Annotated in this window: 21 protein-coding genes and 1 pseudogene; 5 read left to right on the forward strand and 17 right to left on the reverse strand. The window is 71.0% G+C overall.

Features of this window, described 5'->3' with window-relative positions:
- The 4 genes and pseudogenes from A9A59_RS13835 to A9A59_RS00020 all read right to left on the reverse strand — a co-directional run.
- Positions 1-271: aminotransferase class I/II-fold pyridoxal phosphate-dependent enzyme (locus A9A59_RS13835; protein ID WP_165772383.1), on the reverse strand; the 271-nt coding region annotated here is incomplete at its 3' end.
- Entirely contained in the window at positions 246-596 is a 351-nt protein-coding gene (locus tag A9A59_RS14190; RefSeq protein WP_181950220.1) for an aminotransferase class I/II-fold pyridoxal phosphate-dependent enzyme, read from the reverse strand. The genes A9A59_RS14190 and A9A59_RS13835, both read right to left, overlap by 26 nt.
- An 8-nt stretch (positions 597-604) precedes the next feature.
- The gene (locus tag A9A59_RS14195) at positions 605-910 is read right to left on the reverse strand and encodes a pyridoxal phosphate-dependent aminotransferase family protein (RefSeq protein ID WP_098502318.1); all 306 of its coding nucleotides are present in this window, start codon (positions 908-910) and stop codon (positions 605-607) included.
- 29 nt (positions 911-939) lie between these two features.
- Positions 940-2,585: pseudogene (locus A9A59_RS00020) on the reverse strand (acyl-CoA mutase large subunit family protein); the annotation flags it as partial.
- Between the two features lie 130 nt (positions 2,586-2,715).
- Between A9A59_RS00020 and A9A59_RS00025 the strand changes: the two are divergent.
- Complete coding sequence (locus tag A9A59_RS00025; RefSeq protein ID WP_098502319.1) at positions 2,716-3,216, forward strand: YajQ family cyclic di-GMP-binding protein; 501 nt, start codon at positions 2,716-2,718, stop codon at positions 3,214-3,216.
- A gap of 10 nt (positions 3,217-3,226) precedes the next feature.
- On the opposite strand, the gene A9A59_RS00030 is transcribed toward A9A59_RS00025, so the two are convergent.
- The 8 genes from A9A59_RS00030 to A9A59_RS14270 all read right to left on the reverse strand — a co-directional run bounded on the left by A9A59_RS00030 (position 3,227) and on the right by A9A59_RS14270 (position 10,891).
- Positions 3,227-4,096: a cytochrome c oxidase assembly protein gene (locus A9A59_RS00030; RefSeq protein WP_098502320.1), complete on the reverse strand. Its 870-nt coding sequence runs from the start codon at positions 4,094-4,096 to the stop codon at positions 3,227-3,229.
- A gap of 3 nt (positions 4,097-4,099) precedes the next feature.
- Positions 4,100-4,345, reverse strand: a complete 246-nt coding sequence (locus A9A59_RS13840; protein ID WP_158067395.1) for an Lrp/AsnC family transcriptional regulator — start codon at positions 4,343-4,345, stop codon at positions 4,100-4,102.
- 46 nt (positions 4,346-4,391) lie between these two features.
- Positions 4,392-6,278 (reverse strand): VWA domain-containing protein, encoded by a 1,887-nt coding sequence (locus A9A59_RS00040; protein WP_098502321.1) that lies wholly within the window; start codon positions 6,276-6,278, stop codon positions 4,392-4,394.
- Positions 6,275-7,219, reverse strand: a complete 945-nt coding sequence (locus A9A59_RS00045; protein ID WP_098502322.1) for a vWA domain-containing protein — start codon at positions 7,217-7,219, stop codon at positions 6,275-6,277. Before A9A59_RS00045 ends, A9A59_RS00040 begins: the two co-directional genes overlap by 4 nt.
- Positions 7,216-8,133, reverse strand: coding sequence for a hypothetical protein (locus A9A59_RS00050; protein WP_133117449.1), 918 nt, complete (start codon positions 8,131-8,133; stop codon positions 7,216-7,218). Before A9A59_RS00050 ends, A9A59_RS00045 begins: the two co-directional genes overlap by 4 nt.
- A complete protein-coding gene (locus A9A59_RS00055; protein WP_165772384.1) occupies positions 8,130-9,074 on the reverse strand; it encodes a DUF58 domain-containing protein in 945 nt (314 codons plus the stop codon). The genes A9A59_RS00050 and A9A59_RS00055 overlap by 4 nt, the downstream gene beginning before the upstream one ends.
- A gap of 22 nt (positions 9,075-9,096) precedes the next feature.
- The gene (locus A9A59_RS00060) at positions 9,097-10,086 is read right to left on the reverse strand and encodes an AAA family ATPase (RefSeq protein WP_098502325.1); all 990 of its coding nucleotides are present in this window, start codon (positions 10,084-10,086) and stop codon (positions 9,097-9,099) included.
- A 94-nt stretch (positions 10,087-10,180) separates the two neighbouring features.
- Positions 10,181-10,891 (reverse strand): ComF family protein, encoded by a 711-nt coding sequence (locus tag A9A59_RS14270; RefSeq protein WP_278286733.1) that lies wholly within the window; start codon positions 10,889-10,891, stop codon positions 10,181-10,183.
- 49 nt (positions 10,892-10,940) lie between these two features.
- Here A9A59_RS14270 and moaD point away from each other — a divergent pair, with 49 nt between their 5' ends.
- The 3 genes from moaD to A9A59_RS00080 are packed head-to-tail and all read left to right on the forward strand — an operon-like array spanning position 10,941 to position 12,183.
- Positions 10,941-11,189: a molybdopterin converting factor subunit 1 gene (gene moaD / locus A9A59_RS00070; RefSeq protein WP_098502327.1), complete on the forward strand. Its 249-nt coding sequence runs from the start codon at positions 10,941-10,943 to the stop codon at positions 11,187-11,189.
- A gap of 2 nt (positions 11,190-11,191) precedes the next feature.
- Positions 11,192-11,644 (forward strand): molybdenum cofactor biosynthesis protein MoaE, encoded by a 453-nt coding sequence (locus A9A59_RS00075; protein ID WP_098502328.1) that lies wholly within the window; start codon positions 11,192-11,194, stop codon positions 11,642-11,644.
- Positions 11,641-12,183, forward strand: coding sequence for an NUDIX hydrolase (locus A9A59_RS00080; RefSeq protein ID WP_165772385.1), 543 nt, complete (start codon positions 11,641-11,643; stop codon positions 12,181-12,183). The genes A9A59_RS00075 and A9A59_RS00080 overlap by 4 nt, the downstream gene beginning before the upstream one ends.
- Here the strand turns inward: A9A59_RS00080 and A9A59_RS00085 are convergent.
- The 5 genes from A9A59_RS00085 to rplI all read right to left on the reverse strand — a co-directional run bounded on the left by A9A59_RS00085 (position 12,170) and on the right by rplI (position 16,752).
- Complete coding sequence (locus tag A9A59_RS00085) at positions 12,170-12,703, reverse strand: hypothetical protein (RefSeq protein WP_098502330.1); 534 nt, start codon at positions 12,701-12,703, stop codon at positions 12,170-12,172. The genes A9A59_RS00080 and A9A59_RS00085 overlap by 14 nt on opposite strands.
- 24 nt (positions 12,704-12,727) lie before the next feature.
- On the reverse strand, positions 12,728-14,131 hold the full coding sequence (locus A9A59_RS00090; RefSeq protein ID WP_098502331.1) for an ATP-binding protein: 1,404 nt from the start codon (positions 14,129-14,131) through the stop codon (positions 12,728-12,730).
- The gene (locus A9A59_RS00095; protein ID WP_098502332.1) at positions 14,046-14,774 is read right to left on the reverse strand and encodes a DnaD domain-containing protein; all 729 of its coding nucleotides are present in this window, start codon (positions 14,772-14,774) and stop codon (positions 14,046-14,048) included. The genes A9A59_RS00090 and A9A59_RS00095 overlap by 86 nt, the downstream gene beginning before the upstream one ends.
- Positions 14,758-16,152, reverse strand: a complete 1,395-nt coding sequence (gene dnaB / locus A9A59_RS00100) for a replicative DNA helicase (protein ID WP_098502333.1) — start codon at positions 16,150-16,152, stop codon at positions 14,758-14,760. Before dnaB ends, A9A59_RS00095 begins: the two co-directional genes overlap by 17 nt.
- A gap of 78 nt (positions 16,153-16,230) precedes the next feature.
- Positions 16,231-16,752, reverse strand: coding sequence for a 50S ribosomal protein L9 (gene rplI / locus A9A59_RS00105; RefSeq protein WP_098502334.1), 522 nt, complete (start codon positions 16,750-16,752; stop codon positions 16,231-16,233).
- Between the two features lie 252 nt (positions 16,753-17,004).
- Here rplI and A9A59_RS00110 point away from each other — a divergent pair, with 252 nt between their 5' ends.
- Positions 17,005-18,105 carry a hypothetical protein gene (locus tag A9A59_RS00110; RefSeq protein ID WP_098502335.1) on the forward strand — a complete coding sequence of 367 codons (1,101 nt, stop codon included), beginning with the start codon at positions 17,005-17,007 and terminating at the stop codon, positions 18,103-18,105.
- The last annotated feature ends 27 nt before the right edge of the window (positions 18,106-18,132 follow it).

An 18,132-nucleotide genomic window follows, 5' to 3' on the forward strand; every position in this document is an offset into this window, starting at 1 on the left:
GGTGGCAGGCGAAGCCGGCTGCGCGGAGCGCGTCGAGGAGGATGGCGCGCTTGGCGGCGTACATCTCGCGGAGTTCGGGGTAGTACGCATCGCCTGTTCGATGGCGACGGCGGCAGCTTCCTGGAGCGGAGCGGGGCGCCGACAGTGAGGAGTCGTGCACCTTGCGGAGCGCGTCGGTGAGGTGCGGCGGGGCTATGAGGTAGCCGAGCCGCCAGCCGGTGACAGAGAAGGTCTTGGAGAGGCCGCTAATGGTGATGGTCCGCTGGTACATGCCCGGCAGCGTGGCGATGGGGATGTGCTCGCGGCCGTCGTAGAGATGTGCTCGTAGATTTCGTCGGTGATGCAGAGGGTGTCGAATTCCTGGCAGAGGGGGCGATCTGCTCGAGTTCGGCGCGGGAGAAGACCTTGCCGCTGGGGTTGTTCGGCGTGTGACGATGAAGAAGGCCCGGCGGAGCTCGCCGGTCGAAGGAGAAGTTTTCGCCGCGGAGGGTGACGAAGACGAGGCGCGCGCCGGACATGGCGGCATCGGGCACGTAGTTCTCGTAGAAGGGCTCGAAGACGATGACCTCGTCGCCGTCCTCGACGACGGCGAGCATGGCGCACATCATCGCCTCGGTGGCGCCGCAGGTGACGGTGACCTCGCGGTCGGGTCGATGTCGAGGCCGTAGAATCGGCGGGTTTTTTCGGCGATGGCGCGGCGGAGGCGGGGTGAGCCCCAGGTGATGGCGTACTGGTTGATGTCGGCGTTGATGGCGTCGACGGCGGCCTGTTTGATGAACGCGGGTGCCGGGAAATCGGGGTAGCCCTGGGCGAGGTTCATGGCGCCGTGGAGCATGGCGAGGCGGGTCATCTCGCGGATGACCGATTCGCTGAAGACGCTCGTGCGGCGCGCGATGTGGGCGCGGGGCATCGACCGGAAAGATTACACCACCACGTGCTCCGGTATTCGCCGAAGACGCGGCGCCACATGTTGCAGACCTCGCCGACGGTTGCCCCGGCGTTCACGGCATCGAGGATGTAGGGCATGGTGTTCGCCCTGGGTCGCGGCTGGCGTTTTCGAGGGCCTGCATGGCGGCGGCCCAGCGGTCGGGGTCTCGCTCGGCGCGGTGCTTCTTGAGGCGGGCGAGGTGGCGCTTCTCGCCCTCGGGGTCCATGCGGAGGATGGGGATCTCTTTCGGTTCGTCGAGGACGTACTCGTTGACCCCGACGATGATGCGGTCGCGGGTGTCGACTTCGCGCTGGAAGCGGGCGGAGGCGTCAGCGATTTCCTTCTGGAGGTAGCCGGATTCGATGGCAGGGATGACGCCGCCGAGCGCTTCGATCTTTTCGATGTAGTCGAGGGCGTCGCGTTCGATATCGGCGGTGAGCCGTTCGACGAACCAGGAGCCGCCGAGCGGGTCGACGGTGTTGATGACGCCGGTCTCGTGGAGGATGACCTGCTGGGTGCGGACGGCGAGGCGGGCGGCTTTGTCGGAGGGGAGGGCGATCGCTTCGTCCATGGCGTCGGTGTGGAGCGACTGGGTGCCGCCGAGGACGGCTGCGAGCGCCTGGATGGCGACGCGGATGAGGTTGACCTCGGGCTGCTGTTCAGTGAGGGAGACTCCGGCGGTCTGGGTATGGAAGCGGAGGACCCAGGAGCGCGGGTTCTTCGCGCCGAAGCGTTCGCGCATCTGGCGGGCCCAGATGCGGCGTGCGGCGCGGTACTTGGCGATTTCTTCGAAGAAGTCGTTGTGGGCGTTGAAGAAGAAGGAGATCCGGGGTGCGAAGCTATCGATATCGAGGCCGCGGGCGAGGGCCCACTTCACGTACTCGATACCGTCGGCGAGGGTGAAGGCGAGCTCCTGGGCTGCCGTGGCGCCGGCTTCGCGGATGTGGTAGCCGGAGACGGAGATGGGGTTCCAGAGGGGCATCTCCTTCGATGCGAACTCGATGGTGTCGGTAACGAGACGCATCGATTCGGCCGGCGGGTAGATGAACTCGTTCTGGGCGATGTACTCCTTGAGGATGTCGTTCTGGAGGGTGCCGGCGAGCTTCGCGCGGGGGATGCCGCGCTTTTCGGCGGCAGCGATGAAGAGGGCCCAGACGACGGGCGCCGGGCTGTTGATGGTCATGGAGGTGGTGATTTTGTCGAGGGGGATGCCCTCGAGGAGGATCTCCATGTCGCCGAGGTGGTCGACGGCGACGCCGCAGGCGCCGAATTCGCCTTCGGCCCAGGGGTCATCGTGGTCGTAGCCCATGAGGGTGGGCATATCGAAGGCGATGGAGAGGCCGTTGTTGCCGGCAGCGAGGAGGTCCTTGTACCGCTGGTTGGTCTCTTCGACGGAGCCGAAGCCGCTGAACATGCGGATGGTCCAGGGCTTGCCGCGGTAGCCGGTGCGGTGGATGCCGCGGGTGAAGGGGTAGTTGCCGGGGAGGTTGATGTCGCGTTCGTAGTCGAGATCCGCGGTGTCGGTCGGGTCGTAGACGCGGTTGATAGGGCGGCCGGAGACGGTCATGAAGGGGCCGGCGAGCTCTTTGCCTTCGCGCAGGACGGCCTCGTCGTACTCGGCGCGAAGCTGGCGGGCGCGGTCGGGGTCGACGTGCATGGCGGGCTCCGGTAAGGGCGAGTTTTGGCCGGCTGGCCAAACGGTATTGGACGTACTCTACACGAATCCGGCGGGAGGGAGGGAGGGGGTGGGGTGCGCGTTGGCGGGGGGCGGGGGTACGCTCGTGGGCATGGCGAAGGACGAGAGTTTCGACATCACGACGGGCGCGGACCTCCAGGAAGTAGCGAACGCGATCAACCAGGCGCGGAAGGAGATTGGGACGCGGTTCGACTTCAAGGGGGTGGTCGCCGAGATCGACTACGAGCACGGGACGAACCGGTTCGTGCTGCACGCGCAGGACGACTACAAGCTGGAGGCGATGTGGCAGGTGGTGGCGCAGCGGATGGTGGCGCGGAACGTACCGCTGAAGAACCTGGTGCGGGGGACGCCGCAGAAGGCCTCGGGCGGGACGCTGCGGCAGGAGGTGACGATCGTGCAGGGGATTGAGCAGGAGATTGCGCGGAAGATTGTGAAGTTCATCAAGGAGCAGAAGTACAAGAAGGCGCAGGCGCAGATCCAGGGGGATGCGGTGCGGGTGAGTTCGCCGAGCCGGGACGAACTGCAGCAGGTGATCCGGGACGTGAAGGCGCAGGACTGGGGGATTGAGCTGAAGTTCGGGAACTTCCGGTAGCGCGGCCCGGTCAGATGGGGCGGTGGAAAACCTGTTCGAGGGCGGCGCGGCGGCGGCGTTCGACTTCACGCTGGAGCGCGAGGCGGCGGTCGATGCGGCGCTGGTTGCGCGCTTCGTAGCGGATCCAGCCGACGACGATGGCGGCCAGGGCAGCCACGAAGATGATGTTGCCGGCGAGCCAGAGGATCATGATGGCGATGCGCTGGTCGGTGATCGGGTCGGGGGCCCAACCGGGGGCGCGGGCGGCGAAGCCGCTGTGCATGGCGGTGTTCATGCTGAGGAACATGCCGCCGAAGAGGGCCTTATGGGTCATTTCGACGAAGACGTAGAGGGCGCGGAGGGGGTAGGGGAGGCGCCAGCGAGCGGGGTCGATGGCGAGTGCGGGCATCCAAAAGAGGAGGCCGGTGAGGAGGAGCGAGGCGAGCTGGAAATCGCGGAGGAGCCCGTGCTCGGCAGCGAGGTCGGTGAGGCGCGTGAACTGCCAGAGGTAGGTGAGGACGGCGAAGAGGAGCCAGGTGAAGACGGGGAAGGTGAGGACGGCGGCGAGGCGGCTCCGGTAGAGGGCGCGGAGGCGGCGACGGCCGGCGGGGGAGGCGACGCGGAAGGCGAGGGTGAGGGGCGCGCCGAGGAGCAGGAGGGGCGGCGCGACCATGGTGAGCAGGAGGAACCCGAGGAAGTTGATCCAGAGGACCCGGTTGCCGAGGTGCTCGATGGGGGTCACGGCGACGGCCAGGACGACCGCGACACCGGCGGCAAAGGCGGCAGCGCGCCATGGGGAGTGGGCGCCGGCGGCGGCCCGCCATGCGCGGGCGTAGGCCGCGAGGACGAGGATGGCGGCCGGGAGCCAGAGGGGGTCGAGCGTCCAGCCGGCGAAGGTCACAGGTCAGCGCACTCCGAAGGCTTCGAAGGTGAGGATGGTGTAGGTTTCGCGGACGTGGGGGATGGCGTGGATGTCGCGTTCGATGACGCGGCCGATGCTGTCGATGTCGTCGACGTAGAGCTTTGCCAGGAGGTCGTACTGGCCGGTGATGCTGTAGCACTCGGAGAAGGAGGGCACTTCGGCGACACGGTTGGCGACGGCCGTGGTGTGCCCCGGGTCGGTCTTGATCATCACGAAGACTGCGCGCATGGATGGAGTGTACGGCATGGCCGCCAGGGCCCTGCGGTGGCCATGGTCACCGCGGGCGGCGTTGCGGGGAGGGGTCGAAGGGCGGGAGAGCCTGGGACCGAACGTCAATAGTCGGTGCCGGGCCGGCCGGCGAGGGCATCGCGGAGCTGGGCAAGGCGGCTGCGCTCGGCGAGGAGTTCGAGGATGCGGAGCGCCTGGGCGGGGGTTGGCTGCTCGCCGGCCTGGAGCAGGAGCCGCTGCACTTCGCGGTCGATGGCCTCGATCTGGCGGTTGAGCTGGGCGATGGTCGGGCCGGGCGTGCCGCCGGAGCCGGGCACTGGAGTCCCGTCCTGGCCCGGGGTGGGCTGGGGCGTGGCGCCGGGCTGCGGGGTTTGGCCGCCCTGGCCGGGCAGGGGGGTGCCCTGGCCGGGACCGGGTGTGCCCCGGCACCCGGGGAGGGTGTCCCGGGCGGCCCATTGGGTGTGGGTGACTGCCCGGGGGCGGGTGAGGGGGTCGCCGGGGGTGTCGGCGTCGGCGCCGGCTCGGGCGGGTAGAGGAGGCGGAGTACGACCTCGAAGTCATGGCGGGAGGCGTCGTCGGAGGGGTCGATGATGAGGGCGTCGCGGAAAGCGGAGAGGGCCTCGGGCAGACGGCCGGCTTCGAACTGGTGGTGGCCGATACTGGCGAAGGCGCGCCGGCGGATTTCCGGGTCGTTGGATTCGAGGGCGCGCCGGGCGTTGCGGATGGCGTCTTCGTAGCGGCCGGCGGCGTGGTAGGCGGCGGCGAGGTTGAGGGCGATATCGGGGTCACTCGGGCGCTCGACCTGTGCTTCAAGGAAGGCCTCGATGGCGGTTTCGGGGTCGCCGGCCTCGAGGGCCGCGCGGCCGCGTTCGTTCGCCTGGTAGGCCGGGGAAGCGCAGCCTGCGAGGAGCAGGGCCAGCGCGGCAGCGGCAGGGAGGAGATGGGCGGGACGGCGGGGGCGGAAGCGTTCGACCAAGGTGCCCAGGAGGACGGCGGCGAGGGCAGCGCCGGCGAAGAGCTGGAACCGCTCGACGGGGAGGGTAGTGGTGCGCTCGTCGAGGCGGGTGCGCTCGAGTGCGCGGATGCGGCCTTCGACGACGCCGGGAACGACGACGAGGTTGGTGCCCAGGTAGCGGCCGCCCGCGGCGGCAGCGAGGGCGCGGAGGAACGGCTCATCGAGGCGGGAGACGATCGGCTGGCCGGCGGCATCGAGGCGGGGGCTGACGCGGCCGGTCAGCGGGTCAACGGCGGGGACGATGCCGCCATCCGGGGTGCCGACGCCGGCAACGAGGAGCTCGACGCCGGAGGCGCGGATGCTCTCGGCGACTGCGGCGACGTCGCCGCCGAGGTTGTCGCCATCGGTCAGGAGGAGGATGAGCCGGCCTGCGGAGGAGTCGTCGGCGAGGAGGTCGAGGGCGAGCTCGAGGCCGCGGGCAACATCGGTGCCGCCTTCGACGAGCACGACGCCGGTTTCGAGCGATTCGACGACGCGGGCGGCAGCGGCGGCGTCGGTGGTGAGGGGAAAGCGGATGCGGGCGCTGCCGGCGAAGATCACGAGTCCCACGCGGTCACCGGCGAGGCGGTCGATGGATTGCACGGCGGCGGCTTTGGCGGCGGCGAGGCGGGAGGGCTGGACATCGGGGACATCCATGCTGCGGGAGATGTCCATGACGATGACGAGGTCGGCGCCGGTGCGGGGGACCTGGGAGACGCGGGTGCCCCAGCGGGGCTGGGCGGCGGCGACGATGGCGAGGCAAGCGGCGAGGGTGTACAGCAGGGCGGCGGTGGCGGATGGGGGTGCGGGCAGGAAGCGGGAGAGGCGGCGGGCGCGGCGCCGTCCGCGCGCCATGCCGACGCCCCAGGCGGCGAGCGCGAGGAGCGGCAGCGGAAGGATGAGGAGGACCCACTCGTGGGCGAAGGTGATGCCGCTCATGCGGGGAGCCTCCGGAGGAGGGTGCCGGCGAGGAGAAGTTCGAGGGCGAGGAGCGCGGCCCCGGCGCCTGCGAACCAGGGGGCGAAGTAGTCGTAGTCGTCGAACGCTTCGCGGGTGATCCGGGAGCGCTCGAGGGAGGAGATTTCGTCATAGACGTCGGCGAGCTGGCCGGGGTCGCTGGCGGCGAAGTAGCGGCCGCCGGTCTGGGCGGCGATCTCCCGGAGGAGGTCTTCATCGATTTCGCGGGCGCGTTCGCCGGGGGATTCGCTGACGATGCCGATGGTGTAGACGCGGATTTTGAGGGCAGCGGCGAGGGCGGCGGCATCCTCGGGGCGGATGGAGGGGGCGTTGTGTTCGCCGTCGGTGAGAAGGATGACGATGCGGCTGGCGGCGGTGGACTCCTGGAGCATAGAGAGGGCGGCTGCGAGGCCGACGCCGATGCCGGTTCCATCGGGGAGGAGGCCGGAGTCGAGGTCGGCGACCATTCGGTCGAGGGCGGCGTAGTCGGTGGACGGCGGGGAGAGGGGGAGGGCGTCCTGCTGGAAGACGACGAGCCCGACGCGGTCGTTTTCGCGGGAGCGGATGAACTCGCGGACCACGTCTTTGGTTACGGTGAGGCGGTTGGAGTCGCCGAAGCGGGCAAGCATGGAGCTGGAGAGGTCGAGGGAGATGACGATGTCGATGCCCTCCCCGGGGACGAGGGTGCGGGCATCGCCCCGGCGCGGGCCTGCAACGGCGATGGCGAGGAGGACGACGGCGAGGATGCGGAGGGCGGGGAGTGCGCGGCTGAACCGGAGGCGCCAGCCGGGGCGGGCCCCGGCGAGCGGAGCGAGGGTTGAGACGGGCAGCGGTACAGGCCGGCGGCGGGCGGCAACCGCGAGGGGGATCGCGAGGAGGACGAGGGCGAGGGCGGCCGGTGCGGCGAAATCGAGGCCGTTCACTGCGGTTCACCGATGAGTTCGTAGGCCATGGCGAGGTCGGCGCGGCGGCGTTCGGGAGCCGGGCGATAGCCGGCGTAGACGACGGCGTCGCACTCCTCGAGGAGGCCGCCGGCGAGCCGGGCGACCCAGCGGTCGGCGCCGGAGGCTTCGAGGCGGGCGCGGAGTTCGGCGGCGGTGAGGGCGGTCGCGGGGATGGCGAAGCGGCGGGCAAGTTCGGCGCGGACCGTGGCGGCGAGGGCGCGGTAGGCGGCGACGGGGTCGGTATCGATGGCTGATTCGGCGAGCAGCAGGCCGGGGAGGGCGGGTTCGGCGGCGGCTGGCGGGGCCGGGGGCGCGGGACTGGGTCGGCGGCTACGGCGCCTGGCGAGGGAAACGAGGGCGAGGATGAGGAGAGCCACGACGACCGCAGTGCCGGCGACGAGCGCGGGGCGGAGGAGCGGCGATTCGGCGCCGGCGATGGCGACCGGCGGCGGGAGCGGGGTGAGCTCGAGGGGGGCATCGGGCAGGAGGGTTGGGAGCACCGCGATAGTGACCGGGGGCGGCTCGAGCGTCGCGACCGCGGAGCCGGTGGTGACGGCGAGCGTCGGCGAGAAGGCGAGGTCGCCGAGAGCGAAGGGGGCAACGACCGCTTCGAGGAGCCACTCGGTGCCGGCGGACGTGGTGCGGAGCTGGCGCGGCGGTTCGAGGCGGACAAGTTCGACTGCGCCCCAGCCTGCGGTGCCGGGCGCGAATTCGGGCTGCTGCCCCGGCGGCAGGGCGAGGCGGACCGTCAGCTGAAGGTGGTCGCCGATGCGCGCACTGGCGGGCTGGACCGTCACCTCGGGGGCAGGGGCGGGCTGGGCCCGGGCCGCGGGTCCGGCGACGATGGCTGCGAGCGCCATGAGGGCAGCGACCAGAAGCATGCGCCGGTTCATGCGGCGGCCCCCCGGCGGCGGAAGAAGCGGAGGAGGGCGGGGACGTAGTCCTCGCCGGTGACGGCGCGGATGTCGTCGATGCCGAGCTGGCCGAAGAGGGCAGCGAGGTCGGCATCCAGCTGGCGGATGCGCCGGGCGTAGGCATCGCGGACGGCGGGACTGGAGGTATCGAGTTCGAGGGCGGCGCCGGTTTCGGCGTCGGCGACGGTGATGATGCCGGCATCGGGGAGCGCTTCGTCGACCGGGTCGCGGATGGTGACGGCGATCAGGTCGTGGCGGCTCGCGGCGGCGCGCAGGCGGGCCGGCTCGATGGGGGCGAGGAAGTCGGAGATGAGGAAGACGGTGGCGCGGCGGCGCTGGACGCCGACGAGGTACTGGAGGGCAGCTGCGAGGTCGGTGCCGGGATGTGCCGGGCGCGCGCGGAGGATTTCGCGGATGACGCGGAGGACGTGGGTGGCGCCGCCGGCGGGGCGGACGTAGCGCTGGGGGCGCCCGGCGAAGAGGAGGAGGCCGACGCGGTCCTTGTTGCGGATGGCGGCAAGGGCGAGGACAGCAGCGATTTCGGCGGCGAGGGCGCTCTTGGGGACGGGCGCGGCGCCGGCGAACTGCGATGCGGAGACGTCGACGGCGAAGATGACGGTGAGGTCGCGGTCTTCGCGGTAGCGGCGGATGAACGGCTCGCCGGTGCGGGCGTAGGCATTCCAGTCGAGGGCGCGGACGTCGTCGCCGGGGACGTAGGGGCGAAGTTCATCGAATTCGAGGCCGCGGCCGCGGAAGACGGCGTGATATTCGCCAAGGAAGAGGGTGTTGACGAGGCGGCGGGCGCGCAGCTCGATGGCGCGGACGCGGGCGAGCAGCTCCGGCGTGAGGGGGTCATCGAAGGCGGAGGCGGGCCGGGGGGCGGCGGCGGTGCGGCGGAAGGGGATGCGGAGACGAACCATGCGACCCCCGGCGGGAAACGGTTCAGGGCAGGTCGACGCCTTCGAGGAGGCGGTCGATGAGGTCGTCGGGCGTGAGTTCGCGGGCGTCGGCTTCGTAGGTGGTGATGATGCGGTGGCGGAGTGCCTCATGGGCGACGGCCTTCACATCGTCGGGGGTGGTGTAGCTGCGGCCGTGCAGGAAGGCGTGGGCGCGGGCGGCGAGTGCGAGGCTGATCGAGGCACGCGGGGAGGCGCCGAAGGCGATGAGGGGCTGGAGGTCGGGGAGGCGGTAGTCGGCGGGACGGCGGGTGGCGGCGACGAGCTGCGTGATGTAGTCGCGGATGGCGTCATCAAGGGCGACGCCGTGGACGGCAGCGCGGGCATCGAGGATGGCCTGGCGGGAGGCGACCACGCCGACGCGCGGCGGCTCCGGGGCGAGGCTCAGCTCGAGGACCTGCCGCTCCTCGGCGCGGGAGGGGTAGTCGACCCGGACCTTGAGGAGGAAGCGGTCGAGCTGGGCCTCGGGCAGGGGATAGGTGCCCTCCTGCTCGATGGGGTTCTGGGTCGCGATGACGAGGAAGGGGTCATCGAGTGGGAAGGTCTGGCCGCCGATTGAGACCTGCCGCTCCTGCATCGCTTCGAGGAGGGCGGATTGGACCTTGGCCGGGGCGCGGTTGATTTCGTCGGCGAGGACGAAGTTCGCGAAGATGGGCCCCTTGCGGATGGTGAACTGGCCATCACGGGCGTTGAAGATTTCGGTGCCGACGAGGTCGGCCGGGAGGAGGTCGGGCGTGAACTGAATACGGACGGACTGGAGGTCGAGGGCGCGGGCGAGGGTCGAGACGGTGAGGGACTTGGCGAGGCCGGGGACGCCCTCGACGAGGATGTGGCCGTTGCAGAGGAGGCCGATGAGGAGGCGGTCGATGAGGCGGTCCTGGCCGATGATGACGCGGTGGACCTCGGCGCGGACGCGGGCGAGGGTGTCGGCGGCGAGAGCGGCGGCGGGCGAGAGTGGGGGTGCGCCGGGCGGCACGGCAGGCTCCGGGGCTACAGGGTGCCCGTATTGTAGGCGGGCCGAGGGTAAAGCCGGCGAGAGGCTGGACGAAGGACGACGGCCGGGGGAAGGGTCAGTCGTCGATTGGCGCCGACAGGGCGGCGAGGTCGAGGCTGGCGCGGGTGAAGCTGACGGCCCAGACGGCGCGGGCGCCGTGGTCGAGGAGGGCGCGGGCGCATTCGCGGGCGGTGGCGCCGGAGGTAATGACGTCATCGATGAGGCCGATGACGAGGCCATCGAGCGGCGGACCTTCGGCGGCAAAGGCGCCGGCCAGGGCGGCGGCGCGGGCGGCGGCCGTGCGGCGCACCTGAGTGCCGGTGTTGCGGACGCGGCGCAGGCGGGCGGGGGCGGGCGGGAGGCCGGCATGGCGAAGGAGGAGCTCGGCCTGGTTGAAGCCGCGGTCGCGTTCGCGGCTGCGGTGGAGGGGGACGGCGACCCAGCCATCGACGGGCAGGTCTGACGCGACCCGGGCGAGCCGCTCGGCCATGAGCGGGGCGAGCGCCCGGTACCGCTGATACTTGAGGCGGTGGACGAGGGCGCGGGCGGCACCGACGTGTTCGTAGACGGAGCGGATGCCGGCGAGTTCGCGCCAGCCGAAGCAGCGGGGGCAGAAATCGGCGCCGTCCCAGGCGGCGGAGCAGTTGCCGCAGCGGCCGGGGCCAACGGCGGGCTGGAGACGGGCTTCGCAGGCGGGGCAGAGGGCGGTATCGAAGGCGCCGCAACCGGCGCAGCGGAGCGGGAAGAGGAGGTCGACGGCGCGTTCGAGCAGGGCGCGGGGGCGCATCGCGGGGAGGATAGCAACCGCCGGCACCGGGCGGGGCTACAATGGGGGCATGGGTTCGGTCACGGTGCTGCTCTTCGCTTCGCTGGCGGAACGGGCCGGGACCCGGCGGCTCGAGGTCGAGGTCGGCGAGGGGGAAGTGGTGCGGGACGTGCGCGACCGGGTGGTGGCGCGGTATCCGCAGCTGGCCGCGGCCGTGCCGACGCTGATGTATGCGCTGGATGAGGAGTACGCGCGGGAGGACGCACCGGTGCGAGCCGGGGCGACGCTCGCGCTGATCCCGCCGGTTTCGGGAGGTTGACGATGCTGATCCGGGTGACGGAGGAGCCGCTTTCGGCGGACGAGGCGGCGCGGGCAGTGGCCTCGCCGGCGGCCGGGGCGATCAACGTCTTCCTCGGGGTGGTGCGGAACACCAACCTGGGGCGCGCGGTCTCGCACCTGGTGTACGACGCCTACCCGACGATGGCGGAGAAGGAGATGCGGGCGATTGCGGAGGAAGCGAAGGCGCGGTTCGGGCTCGAGGACTGCGCGATCCTGCACCGGACCGGGAGGCTGGAGATCGGCGAGACGAGCCTGGTGGTGGCGGTGAGCTGCGGCCACCGGCGGGAGTCGTACGAGGCGGGGCTGTGGATTGTGAACGAGGTGAAGAAGCGGGTGCCGGTGTGGAAGAAGGAAGTCTGGGAGGACGGGGAGGAATGGATCGAGGGGCCGGAATCGCTCGGGATGCAGCAGGCGCCGGCGAGCATGCGCCCATGACCAGCCACCCGCACGCGTTCAGCCGGTACTGCATGCACTGCGGGCAGCGGCTGACGACGGCGATCCCGGAGGGGGACACCAAGCGGCGGATGGTCTGCCTCGATTGCGGGTTTGTGCACTACCTGAACCCGCGGCCGGTGGCGGGCATCATCCCGGTGCGGGAGGACGGCCGGCTGCTGCTGGTGCGGCGGACGGTCGAGCCGCGGAGCGGGACCTGGGTGTTCCCCGGCGGGTACATGGACCTCGGGGAGACGGCCGAGGAGGCGGCGATGCGGGAGACGCTGGAGGAGGCGCACCTGGAGGTGGCGGACCTGCGGCTGGTGGGGGTGTTCACGCGGACCGGGCCGGGGATTGTGGTGATTGTGTACGAGGGGCGGGCGCTGGGCGAGGGGGCGCCGGGGCACGAGACGAGCGAGGTCCGGTGGTTCGCGCCGGAGGCGATCCCGTGGGACGAGCTGGCGTTCGACAGCACGGAGGCGGCGCTGCGGGCGTGGGCGCGGCAGCGCGGGCTGGACATCCCGGAGATCAGGGCAGGGTGAGGAACGGCTCGGCGCGGGCGGCGGTGCCGTACTCAAGGGCGGCCGGGCGGACGCCGGGAGGGAGGTCGTAGGCGACCCAGCCTGCGACGCTGTCGCCCGCGGCGAGGGTGCCGATGCGCAGGGCGGGCTCCTGGCTGGCGAGGGCCCAGCCGTAGCGGACGCCGTCGCTCCCGCGGAGGCGGATGGAGGCGAAGTTGCAGGCGGCGCCTGCCTCGACAGGTTCGAGCCGGAGGAGGATGCCGATGCGGCGAAGGCCGGGCTTGACGGGGTAGATGCCCGCGGGTTCGGGGTCGGCGATTTGGAGGACGGTGTAGCGGATGCCCTGGTGGATGGCGGTGAGCCCTGGAGCGGCGGCGATAGGCGATGCGGTTTCGCCCCCGGCGGACCCGGTGAGCGGGCCGGCGGAGGGGGGTGTGGTGACGGCGATACGCTCGGCTTCGCGGGCGAGGAAGACGGCGAGGCCGACGAGGAGCAGGAGGGTGCCGGCGGCGAAGAACAGGAGCCCGCGCTTCCAGGTCACGCCGGCATCGTACCGGGCGGCGGGTTAGCGTGCGCGGCGGGGCGTGCGGGCCGGTCCGGAGGCGCCGCGCCCGAGGTGGTAGTGGGGTGCGAGGATGACGATGATGGCGCCGGCGCGGGGGTCGGCGATGCGGGCGACGATACGGGAATTGACGGCCTGCAGCTCCTCGAGGGAGCGGTCGGAGGTGACGACGGTTGGCAGGCCGGCGACGTGGCGGTAGTTGACGACCTGGTAGAGCTTCTCCTGCGCCCAGGGGGTGGCGGCCTGTGCGCCGAAGTCGTCGAGGACGAGGAGGTCGGCGGTGCGGACGCGTTCGAACAGTTCGTCGTAGGGGAGTTCGCGGCCGGGTGCGAAGGAGGCGCGGAGGTAGTCGAGGAGGTCGGGGACGACGGCGAAGACGACCGACTGGCCGCGTTCGAGGGCGCGGTTGGCGATGGCACCGGCGAGGTGGGTCTTGCCGCAGCCATTCGTGCCGCAGAAGACGAGCCAGCCCTGGGGGGCCTCGGCGTACTGACGAGCGGCTTCGAAGGCGGCTTCGAGGGAGGCGCGCTCTTCGTCGCGGAGGCCGGGGGCGCGAACATCAAAGGTGCGGAACTGGAATGCGGCGAGTCGCTCGCGGGTCATGCCGCCGATTTCGAAGTAGCCGGCGGCGGGGCCCCCGCCGAGGGTGACAAGGCGCGCCAGGGCGGGGTCGAGGAGGCGGGTGGCGAGGCGGGGGTCGAGGGTGGATGGCGGGGTGCTCGTGGTGATGACCGTGGGGAGGGCGAGGTTGAAGCGGTGATTGATGACCTGGAGGAGCTTTTCACGGGCCCACGGGGTGCCGGAGGCGCCATCGAGGTCGTCGAGGATGAGGAGCGGGGCGTTGCGGACCTGTTCGAAGACGCGGTTGAAGGAGAGGTCTTCGTCGTCGGTGTCGTAGCCGGCGCGGAGGTGGTCGAGGAGGTCGGCGACGACCATGAAGAGGACGGGATGGCCGAGTTCGATGCGGCGGTTGGCGAGGGCGGCAGCGAGGTGGGTCTTGCCGGTGCCGGAGGGGCCGCTGAGGACGAGCCAGCCTTCGGGGCGCTCGGCGAAGGCGCGGGCGGCGGCCACGGCGTCTTCGAAGGCGTCATCGGCACCGGTGCGGCCGCGGGGGTTGAGGGTGGCGAAGGTGAAGCGGGCGAGGGCGCCGATGTTGCTGAGGCGGGTCAGCCGTTCGCGGCGCTGGTCTTCGGCTTCATCGAGGACGCAGTCGCAGGGTTCGGCGCGGCCGAAGCGGGGGTGGCCGACGGGGTAGGGGCGGCGGACGAAGCCGGCGCCGCGGCAGATGGGGCAGGCGGTCTCCTCTTCGGGGTCGGGGGCGTCAGCGGTAGCGGGCGATGTTGCCGAAGGGTCCGCCGAGGAAGCGGCGTTTCGCATCTTCGAGAGCATCTCGTCCAGTCGTTTCATCGGGGCGGCCCTCCAGAGCCCAGGTCTCGAGCATGCGCTGGATGTAGCGCCAGTTGCGGATGTTGCGTTCGGCGGCTTCGCGGAAGGCGTCTTCGATCCAATCTGGGGGATAGGCGGCTTCGGCCTCAACGAGCTTTTCGGCGACGAGGGGGGTGATGGTGCCGATGTGCTCTTCGTAGAGGCGGAAGATGCCGGGGCGCTCTTCGCGGGCGCGGAGCGGGGCGACGGCTGCGCCGGGCCGGAGTTCGAGTTCGCCGGCGAGGGCGCGGGCGATCGAGCGGCGGGCAGCGGGGGTGTTGACGAAGTAGAGGGCTTCGGGGCCGCCGGGGCCGCGCACTTCGAGGGCGAGGAGGGCGCGGAGTTCGAGGCAGCGCTGGAGGCCGGCATCGAGGCCGGGGCGGCCGCCGGCGAGGCGTTCGAAGGAGCGGCGGGCCGGCTCGTGGGCCCAGATGGCGTCGGCGGAGACGCAGCGGGGCTCGGCCTTCAGCTCCTGTGTGAGGCGTGCGACCCAGAGGAAGGCAAGGAGGTCGCCGGGGGCGTCCATGCGGGGGAGGACGGTAGCGAAGAAGAGGTTGGGGATGGCGGTGGCCTTGCCGATGCCCGGGAAGCCGGCGAAGGCGTCGTGGTTAGAGGAGGTCGTCATCGGTCTTCAGGACCCAGTCTTCGAAGCGTGCGAAGGGTGCGCGGAAGCGGAGTTCGATGGTGCCGATGGGGCCGTGGCGGTTCTTGGCGACGATGACCTGTGCGACGCCGCGGGGGTAAGCGGACTCGGGGAGGTCGGGGTGCTGCTGGGCCCACTGCTCGGGGGTGACGTAGAGCTCCTCTCGGCTGAGGAAGATGACGATATCGGCGTCCTGTTCGATGGAGCCGGAGTCGCGGAGGTCGGAGAGCATCGGGATGCGGGGGTGGCGGTTTTCGATGGCGCGGGAGAGCTGGGCGAGGGCGATGATGGGGACATCGAGTTCGCGGGCGAGGCTCTTGAGGGTGCGGGAGATGTAGGAGATCTCCTGCACGCGGTTTTCGCGGGAGCCGGTGGATTCGCCCTGCATGAGCTGGAGGTAGTCGATGATGATGAGGTCGAGGCCGCCGGCCTGCCCGGCGAGGCGGCGGGCGCGTGCGCGGAGCTCGGCGACGGTGAGGAAGGGGGAGTCATCGAACCAGATGTTGGCCTCGGAGAGGCGGGAGGCGGCGTTGATGACCTTCCGCTCTTCGAATTCGGTGTTCTGGCCGAGGCGGAGGCGGTTGCTTTCGACGCCGGCCTCTGCGCTGAGGAGGCGGACGGCGAGCTGCTCGGCGGACATTTCGAGGGAGAAGACGGCGACGTTCGCTTTCTGGAGGATGGCGGCGTTGCGGGCGATGCCGAGGGCGAAGCTGGATTTTCCGACGCTGGGGCGGGCGCCGATGATGACGAGGTCGGAGCGCTTGAAGCCGCCGAGGAGAGTATCGAGGTCGGTGAAGCCGGAGCGGATGGCGGAGATCTGGAGGCGCTCGGCCTCGGCGGGGTCCTGTTCGAGGTAGGCATCGAGGACCTGCCGGATGTGGACGAAATCGCGGAAGGATTCGCCGCCGCGGAGGCGCTGGATGAGGGATTCGGCGCGGGTGAAGACGGTCTCGATTTCGGCGGGGGCCTCGTAGGCCATCTGCATGATGGCGGCGGCGGCGTGGATGAGACCGCGGTAGGTGGCGTCGCGCTTGACGATGCGGGCGTAGAACTCGACGCCGATGGAGGTGGGCAGGCGGCGGATGATGTCGGCGAGGAAGGTTTGGCCGCCGACATCTTCGAGCTGGTCGCGGACGGCGAGTTCGTGGGCGACGGTGATCTGGTTGATGACTTCGTCGCGGTTCCAGAGGGCGAGGCAGGCGTCGTAGATCCAGCCGTGCTTTTCGCGGAAGAAGTCGGAGGGCTTGAGGATGTTGACGACGGCGAGCATGGCATCGGGGTCGACCATGAGGGAGGCGATGACGGCCTCCTCGGCCTCGATGTCATGCGGAGGGAGGCGTTCGAGGGGTGCGAGGGTCATGGGTGAAGGAGGGACGCAGGAGACGCTGGCGTGCGCGGCGGGGGTGCGAGTCCTGTCCCTACGGCCCTCCTTTCGCGGTTATTCGGCGGACTCGGTGGCGGGCGCTTCAGCAGCGCGGGCGGCCTCCAGCTTTTCGACCACGGGCTTCGAGGCAGCGTCGGGGACGACGTCGACGGTGACGGTGACGCTGACGTTGCGGGTGAACTTGATATCGACGGGCCGCTGACCGAGTTCGCGGATCGGCTCGGGGAGGAGCACCTGCTGGTGCTCGAGCTCGACGCCGGTGGCGGCGTGGATGGCCGCGGCGACATCGCGGTTGGTCACGGAGCCGAAGAGGCGGCCGGTTTCGCCGACGCGCGCTTCGATGCTGACGACGAGGTTTTCGAGTTTGGCGGCGATGGCGCGGGCCTCGGCGTCGAGTTTCTCCTGGCGGCGGGCTTCGCGCTGGGCGATGGCGTTCGCGCGGCGGAGGTTCTCTTTGGTGGTGGGGCCGGCGATGCCGCGGGGCAGGAGGTAGTTGCGGGCGAAGCCGTTCTTGACTTCTTTGACTTCGCCGGCCTGTGCGGTGCCTTCAACGTCTTCGAAAAAGACGACCTTCATGGTGACCTCGGGGTTTGCGGGATGGCCCGGCGGGTCCCGGCGGGGTGGAAGCCCGCCCGGGGCGATCCCGGGGGCAGGGTAGGGAAGTTAGCATACCGGTTCCAGCGGTTATGGTCAGGTGTGCAGGGTTTTGACGGGACGTTCACGTTCGCGCTGGCTTATGGCTAGCGAGGGGCGGCGACAGGTGCTGTCGCGGGCTGGCGGAGGGGGCGGGATTCGCGGCGAAACGGTGCGCGTCCTACGCTGTGCGCCATGGGCTACGAGCAGCCGGTGCTGGTGATTTTTCACGGGGGCACGGGCACGGGCGACGCGGAGCGGCTGATGGCCCGGGCGCGGGTGGCCGCGGCCAGGGAGACGGCGCGGGCGGCGCTGGCGGCCGGCTTCGAGGCGGTTATCGTGGCGACGGACGAGCCGGGGGCGTTCGAACCGCCGGAGCCGGGCGTGCTGGTCGACCCGGACCCGGCCGGGGAGCCGTTCGTGTACCAGGAGCGGCTGGTGCGGCTGATCGAGCGGTACGGCCTGATGCGCCCGGCGGTGATGGGGTCGGGGTCGGTGCCGCTGCTGGGGGCGGATGAGTTCGCGCTGGTGGTGGAGCAGCTCCAGGCGCGCGACGGCCGGTTTGTGACGAACAACTTCTACTCGGCGGACCTGACGGGGTGGACGCCGGGGGATGCGGTGCGGCGGCTGGGGCCGTTCGGGAGGGACAACCTGCTGCCGCGAAGGCTCCGGGACGAGGCGGAACTTGCGCCGGTGATCCTGCCGCGGACGACGGCGACACAGTTCGACCTCGACACGCCGACGGACCTGGCGGTGCTTGGGCTGGCGCCGGGGGTCCCGCCGGCGCTGCGGGCTGCTGCGGCCCCTGCGGCAGCGCTGACGGAGCGGCTGCGGGCGGTAATGCCGGTGCTGTGCGACCGCTCGGCACAGCTGGTAGTCGCGGGGCGGGTGGGGAGCCAGGCGTGGCAGTACCTGGAGCGGGAGACGGCATGCCGGGTGCGGGTGATCAGCGAGGAGCGGGGGCTGGCGACGGCGCCGGAGGGGTACCGGGCGCGGAGCGTGCTCGGCTTTCTGCTGGAGGAAATTGGGCCGGAGCGGTTCTTTCAGCGGATGGCGGAGCTGGGTGACGCGGTGGTGATCGATACACGGGTGATCGAGGCGCACCTGGGGATTACGCCCTCGCGGGAGGACCGGTTCCAGAGCGACCTGGGGGCGTGGGAGCGGGTGGCGGAGCCGGAGCTGCGGCGGTTCACGAAGGCAGCGCTGGAGGCGCCGGTGCCCGTCGTGCTCGGCGGGCACTCGCTCGTCTCGGGCGGGCTGATGGCGCTCAACGACGCGGCCTGGGAGGGGCGGTAGGCCCGGGCGCGGCGGCGACGCCTGGGG

Origin of the sequence: Tepidiforma thermophila (assembly GCF_002563855.1) — a bacterium.
Classification (GTDB): Bacteria; Chloroflexota; Dehalococcoidia; order Tepidiformales; family Tepidiformaceae; genus Tepidiforma; species Tepidiforma thermophila.